Source organism: Acidithiobacillus concretivorus, from assembly GCF_018853445.1.
Classification (GTDB): domain Bacteria; phylum Pseudomonadota; class Gammaproteobacteria; order Acidithiobacillales; family Acidithiobacillaceae; genus Acidithiobacillus; species Acidithiobacillus concretivorus.
Window position 1 is genome coordinate 24733 of the sequence record NZ_JABELD010000057.1, and the last position, 6382, is coordinate 31114.

Sequence of the window (6382 nt, forward strand, 5' to 3'; positions counted from 1 at the left end):
CAGATGCTACGGCTCAAGGTAGAGGAAGGTGATGCCATCCTGATGCGCCAGCTCCACCAATGACTTGTTGAGCAGCACTGGTATTATCTACACTTTTTTCCAATTTCTGATTATTAACAACTCGTAAAGCCGCTTTTTGACTTAATACCACAATGCTTACGCGCCTATTCAAAGGTGAGTCCGGATTTTTGGGCACATACAACACCGCCGAGCCCATGCCGACTACTCTCAGTATTTTACTCTCATCCAAACCATTCTGAACCAGCACCTGACGAACAGCATTGGCACGTCCCGCCGACAGATTGAAATTACTATAGCCTTTACCGCCATTAGCATACCGCACGGCATCCGTATGTCCGGTAATGCTGATCTGATTAGGTAATTGATTCAAAGTTGGTGCAATGGCCCTAAAAATCGTCTGGGCATAGGGTTCGAGGATCGTACTTCCATTCGGAAACATGGAACGTTTTGCACTATCAACCACCTGGATTCGTAAGCCTTCCGGAGTAATATTGATTATCAACTGATGACGAAAAGCAGCCAGTGCAGGATTGCTGGCGATTTGTGCTTCCAGAGCCTTTTTCAAATGCTCCAGATTTTCGTGATCCACCGCTTCTTCAGCCGTAGTGATGGCCGGGTTATTGGCAAGATTTTGCCGCTTTTCGCCGCGCTGAATTTCGCCAACCGTTTTCGTCAGATTCTTGCCGCCACCGGGAAGAATGGAATTGGAAGAACCACTTCCGGGTCCGCCCATCAAAGATACTCTCTCAGGATTTTTAAACCACTGGGCAATACCTTGTAATTGTGCTTTGGTCGTAGACCCCAGCAACCACATCAGCAGAAAGAAAGCCATCATGGCGGTTATAAAATCGGCATAAGCGATTTTCCAGGCGCCGCCGTGTCCTCCACCACCCCCTTTCTTGATGCGTTTTATGACAATAGGCTTATTTTTCCCATCTTCAGCCATGATGTGTCATTTCCCCTTGAGCTCCCGCAAATGATTGTCCAACTCTTGAAAGCTCGGACGTTCTGTCGAATATAACACTTTACGACCAAATTCCACGGCCACCTGGGGAGGGTATGCATTCATAGTCGCCAGTAACGCTACCTTGATGCACTCAAAAATCTTGCTTCCTTCTGCTGCCCGATCTTCCATTCGCGAAGCCAATGGTGACAAAACCGCATAACCCAAAAGAATACCCAGAAAAGTACCTACCAAGGCTGCTGCAATCAGCTCACCCAGAACGGAGGGCGGCTTATCCACGGAGCCCATGGTATTTACCACGCCCATTACCGCAGCAACAATACCAAATGCTGGCATGCCGTCTGCGGTACGAACCAGAGCATGAATAGGAATTTCCATCTCGCGATGATGCGTATCAATATCCACATCCATGAGATTTTCCATTTCGAATGCGCCAAGATTTCCGCCGATCATTAGACGTAAATAGTCGGTCATGAACTCCATGACATGATGATCCGCAACAATACGCGGATATTTTTTGAATAATTCACTGGCCGCCGGATCATCAACATCACCCTCAATAGACATGAGTCCACCCTGACGGATCTTACCAAAAAGCTCGTTGAGCAAACTGAGCAGTTCCATATAAACGGCTTTATTGTACTTTGACCCTTTGAAAGCCAGCGGTAGCGACTTGATAACGGCCTTGAAGGTGCGGGGAAAAGTCGCCGCGAAAAAAGCGCCGAAAGCACCGCCGCCAATCATGAGCAGTTCATAAGGCTGAATCAGCGCAGTGATAGCACCGCCTTCCAGCATGAAACCGCCAAAAATGGCGCCCAGTGCAATCACATAGCCAATAATCAGAAACATGCGTTAAATCCTACTATTGAACAACAAAACTGGCAAAATAAACGGCCGCTATGGGAGGACTTTTGTCTGGTGCTGGTTTAGCAAGGGCACCACCATCTGTTTCCAGCACTTTATTAACCTGCTCTTTAATTTTTTGCAGGAGTTGATCACGCACCGCCGGCTGGCTGACAGTATCGGCATTCTGAGCACTCAATAGCAGCAAAATGCCATTGCGAATTTCTGGCATGTACGATTTGACCGAGGCTTCTACCGAAGGCTCATAAGTTTTCAGCTGAATCTGAACCTGTATGTAGTGCGTATTGCCATCTGCACTCTGTAAATTGGTTACCAGGGAGCCAAGGTCAATGAACTTGGTGTTCTGGAGTTTTTGTTGAGCCTGTTGTTGGGCAATTTGTGCTGGGGTAGGAGCGGCAGTAGAACGTATCATGAACCACCAGACAGCAGCACCACCAACAATCACCAGCAACACGATGACGGCAATCAAGATGATAATCAGTTTACTTTTTCCGCTTTTTTCTGCCATGGCATCCTTGCCTATATCTATTTCTCAATAATGTAGAATTTACCCAGCAAGCATATCATCAAAGTCTATTAACCTGGAAAAACGGACATCTTCATCTCTCTGTTCTCCGTGTACAATAGACCACTCCAGTCGCAAATCCTCAATGATCGGCTCGCAAGCGTAAAGCGCCTCCAGATCATTGAACATATTGCAGTGGGCCAATTTGAGAAGCAGGTAACGATACAATCGGTCCAGGCGCACAATCACTGCTTTTTGTGTTTCTTCTCCTAAATGCAGAAGCAGATGTTGTACGAGTTGCTCGGCGCGTTCTACTGCCACACGTTTAGCCACATAATCGCGGTGATCAAGGGCGTTCTTGATGCGCAGCAAATAGGCTACAACGCCCTCCAGACCGAGCTGCATCAGTGAAAAATCTGTTTCCTGAATGGAATCCAGAGTCTGGTCACGCGCAGATCGCTTTGATGTATGGTGCATAATGAATCTCCCCACCCCGTAATAAACAGGATAACGGCACATCTCAGGAAAAACTTAAGGATGCATTTCCAACAAAGACTTGAGCCGGAAAATAGAAAAATGGCATGGCTTTTGCTTTTAAAATCTCAAACGGAGGTGAGCCATGACTGCACGATCACAAACTGAAACATACGCGCATCAAAATAATGCTTCTCAAGTTGACAGCAGCCCCTATCTGGTTGATCTCGTCAATTTTTATGAGGCATGGAAATCATTCTGGCAGCTTTGGCTACGCGAGCACCTACAAGGACGCCCATTACCCCGACAAGCTGAGCAGGACGTACTGCAGTCCTTGCATACCCCCGAATCACGGGTTCCGGAAGGACGTCGTGTGTTTTGGCAGGAACTGCAGAAAAGCTATCACCAAATCCTGCAAAAACTGCAAGATCTCAATTTAAATGAGGAACCTGTCAGTGATTTATTTGCGGTGATGAATGCTGCAGAGGCCCTTGAGCGCCAATGTTTTGACGAAATTGTGGCATTCAGTAGAAATTTGGGGGAAGTGGACCCACTCACTGGCCTGCTTAATCGTCGCCGCATGGAGGATGACCTTTGTCGCGAACAGGCCTTGGTTGACCGTGGTGCTTCTGCATTTATTGCCATGTTGGATGTTGATCATTTCAAGACATTCAACGATCGCTTTGGACATGTGAATGGCGACCTAGTCCTGAAGGAGCTTTCTCGACGTTTGCACTCTGCATTGCGCCCGTACGATGGATTATATCGCTACGGTGGCGAAGAGTTTTTGGCTATATTTCCGCAAATGCATAAAAGTTGCGCTCTGCTTACTGCCCAACGACTTTGTCAAAAAATCGCCTCTGCCCCCTTTCCGCTGGAACAACACGCCCCTGTTCAAGTAACTATTTCCATTGGGATAACCCCCTTGCTGCCTAACGTGCCATCTCATGAACGGGTTGTCATTGCCGATGCCGCACTGTATCAGGCCAAACACGAAGGACGAAATCAGGCCCGCCTACTGCCTTGACCTTTCCTTTTTTCCATTAAGTTATTACGATAGCTTTTGAGCGTAGCAAAAATCAAAGGCATTATCAGCATGGCCCACAATACTCCCTCAGAAATTGCGCGGGAAGCCCTTAAACGCCTTATGGAGCTTGGTTTATCACCGACTCCCGAAAATTATACGCAGTACTATCATGATATTTCAGGAGCACACAGCACTCCGACAATGAATTGGCGTGATCTTGTGCGACGCTTCTGTACAGAATGGGAAAGATCTCAATCGGGTTTGTCGCATCTTCAAAAAATATTGGCTAAGAACCAGCTTCTGGAAGAAAAAGATACCAGCACTTTAGCCATAAAGTTGGATCAACTTCTCCAAAAATGGGAAAAGCTTTCCACGCGACAGATACAAATTGACCCCGAAAAAATGAATAAGAACGATTCTGAGGGTGTACATTGTGAGATCTGGCAGAATTTATTCCGGACCGTTATCCGCCATTCCGTTCGAGACCATGACCCGTCGAGCACCCTCCTCCTGGAGCAAATGGATGAGCTTCTTAACCAAAACCCAGTGCAACCCGATGCATTGTTTCCTTTAGCCAGAGATCTTTTACATCACCAGCAGAAGCTGGATGAGAAAGAAATAAAAATACGCAAAGGATTACAAGAACTTTTGCAATTACTGTTACGAAATGTTGCCGATCTGCTGGATAATGATGCGTTTTTGTCCGGGCAAATGGATGTTGTACGGCAGGCTGTGCAAATTGCCGATAATCATGAAGAGCTGGATTTAGCGATCAGCAGGGTGAAAGAAGTCATTTTTCAGCAAGGAAAGCTGAAATCTGAGGTCCGGGAAGCCCGCGAGGCTATTCGTGATCTCGTGAATCTGGTGCTGTTATCTGTCGAAAGTATGGCTGGAGAAAACGGGCGCAATCACCAGCAACTGGAAAGCCTCGCCAATGAACTGGATAGCGCGACCGATTGGCAGAAAATACGAAAAATTGTCAGCGAAGTTTTAGATACCAGTAAAAACATCACCAAGCAATCTATTGAAGCAAGAAATACCTTGATCCAGGCAAAAAATCGCCTGAGTGCTGCTCAGGAAAAAATTCGCAAGCTGGAAGAAGAAATGGAATCCATCAGTCAGCTGGTTCATGTAGACCCTCTCACAGGCACATTAAATCGGCGGGGGCTGAGCGCCGCCTTTGCTCGCGAATCCGCCAGAGCCCAGCGCCTCAAACAGCCGCTGACTGTCGCCATTGTTGATCTTGACCATTTCAAACAAGTCAATGACCGGCACGGACACGATCTGGGTGATCAGGTGTTACAGGGGATGGCGCAAATTTTACAGGACACCTTGCGCGCCAATGACGTTATCACCCGTTACGGAGGTGAAGAATTTGTCATTTTGATGCCCGACACAACGCCAGAAAATGCATTAGATATTCTGGAACGTGTGCAAACCCGACTGGGTCGGCGGTTATTTGAGACTCAAGACCAGCCGCTGAAAATCAGTTTCAGCGGAGGAATCAGTCTCTGGCAAAATTCCTCCAGTCAGGAACAAAGCATAGCTGCAGCCGACAAGGCCATGTATCACGCTAAAACAGATGGGCGCCAGCGTATTTACCTGGCTGATCAGACAAACTCATCTACTTGATGACCAGGCTCCCCCTTCTTGCGCTTTGGGGTTTTGGGCGATTTTGGATTTTGCTTTTGATCCTGAGTTACAGGTCGCAAAGGTTGAACCGGTTGAGTGCCACTTTCTACTGGACGAAAAGGAATATCAGCCATGTGGGTGCTCCTTATTCCGCGTAAAAACTTTGGAGTCGTCCTTCAATGAGTTTCGGATTTTCTCCTTCTGCAATGCCGACCAGACCTTCAATGATCATCTCCCGCAAATAATTCTGCTGATGAACAATACCCTTAAGCTTGTTGGAAATAGGCAGAAACAGCAAATTGGCAGAGCCCACCCCGTATATTGTGGCAACGAAGGCTGTGGCGATACCGGCTCCCAACTTTGCCGGATCGGCAAGGTTTTCCATCACGTGTATCAAACCCAGAACCGCACCGAGGATACCTATTGTCGGCGAGTAGCCACCCGCTGACTCAAAAACCCGGGCTGCCTGACGTTCAATTTCCGAGCGGGAATCCATATCCACTTCGAGTGTAGCACGGATTTTGACAGGCTCTGAGCCATCCACCAACATCTGTAGTCCTTTACGCATAAATGGATCAGTGACGCCTTCTAACAATCCTTCCAAAGCCAGCAGGCCATTTTTACGCGCTGTATTGCTCCATTCCAAAAGCTCTTGAATGATCGGCTGAGGATCAGTTTTGGGGGGCAAAATAATCCACGGCACCATTTTTAATGAACGCACAAAAACCGGAAGCCGATACTGCACCATCACCGCTCCCATGGTGCCACCAAGGCTCTTCGTCAGATTGAGTGGGTAGGGGGTAGAATGCTGTGGAGCGGTCGTGCCCTGAATTGGAGTTAGCTGATGGTCCCTGAAGAGCTGTTTTCTCTCGCGTTAGGATTGGTTCCGCCGTGG

At 47.7% G+C, this 6382-nt stretch carries 8 protein-coding genes; 2 read left to right on the forward strand and 6 right to left on the reverse strand.

Translation table 11 applies throughout. The features are described 5' to 3' along the window. Window positions 1-13: 13 nt before the first annotated feature. Genes motB through HJG40_RS08280 form a run of 4 tightly spaced genes read right to left on the reverse strand, consistent with a single transcriptional unit; the run spans window position 14 to window position 2831 of the window. Window positions 14-967, reverse strand: a complete 954-nt coding sequence (gene motB / locus HJG40_RS08265) for a flagellar motor protein MotB (protein ID WP_215863743.1) — start codon at window positions 965-967, stop codon at window positions 14-16. A gap of 6 nt (window positions 968-973) precedes the next feature. Next, window positions 974-1834 carry a flagellar motor stator protein MotA gene (motA, locus tag HJG40_RS08270; RefSeq protein ID WP_215863744.1) on the reverse strand — a complete coding sequence of 287 codons (861 nt, stop codon included), beginning with the start codon at window positions 1832-1834 and terminating at the stop codon, window positions 974-976. 13 nt (window positions 1835-1847) lie between these two features. Further along, window positions 1848-2357 carry a flagellar basal body-associated FliL family protein gene (locus HJG40_RS08275; protein ID WP_215863745.1) on the reverse strand — a complete coding sequence of 170 codons (510 nt, stop codon included), beginning with the start codon at window positions 2355-2357 and terminating at the stop codon, window positions 1848-1850. A gap of 39 nt (window positions 2358-2396) precedes the next feature. Then, window positions 2397-2831 carry a flagellar protein FliS gene (locus HJG40_RS08280; RefSeq protein WP_215863746.1) on the reverse strand — a complete coding sequence of 145 codons (435 nt, stop codon included), beginning with the start codon at window positions 2829-2831 and terminating at the stop codon, window positions 2397-2399. 142 nt (window positions 2832-2973) lie between these two features. Here HJG40_RS08280 and HJG40_RS08285 point away from each other — a divergent pair, with 142 nt between their 5' ends. Next, window positions 2974-3855: a GGDEF domain-containing protein gene (locus tag HJG40_RS08285; RefSeq protein WP_215863747.1), complete on the forward strand. Its 882-nt coding sequence runs from the start codon at window positions 2974-2976 to the stop codon at window positions 3853-3855. A gap of 519 nt (window positions 3856-4374) precedes the next feature. Beyond that, window positions 4375-5487 (forward strand): GGDEF domain-containing protein, encoded by a 1113-nt coding sequence (locus HJG40_RS08290; protein ID WP_215863748.1) that lies wholly within the window; start codon window positions 4375-4377, stop codon window positions 5485-5487. On the opposite strand, the gene HJG40_RS08295 is transcribed toward HJG40_RS08290, so the two are convergent. Continuing rightward, window positions 5466-5621: a hypothetical protein gene (locus HJG40_RS08295; RefSeq protein ID WP_215863749.1), complete on the reverse strand. Its 156-nt coding sequence runs from the start codon at window positions 5619-5621 to the stop codon at window positions 5466-5468. The genes HJG40_RS08290 and HJG40_RS08295 overlap by 22 nt on opposite strands. Window positions 5622-5632: 11 nt before the next feature. Then, window positions 5633-6247 (reverse strand): flagellar motor protein, encoded by a 615-nt coding sequence (locus HJG40_RS08300; protein ID WP_226857311.1) that lies wholly within the window; start codon window positions 6245-6247, stop codon window positions 5633-5635. Window positions 6248-6382: the final 135 nt, after the last annotated feature.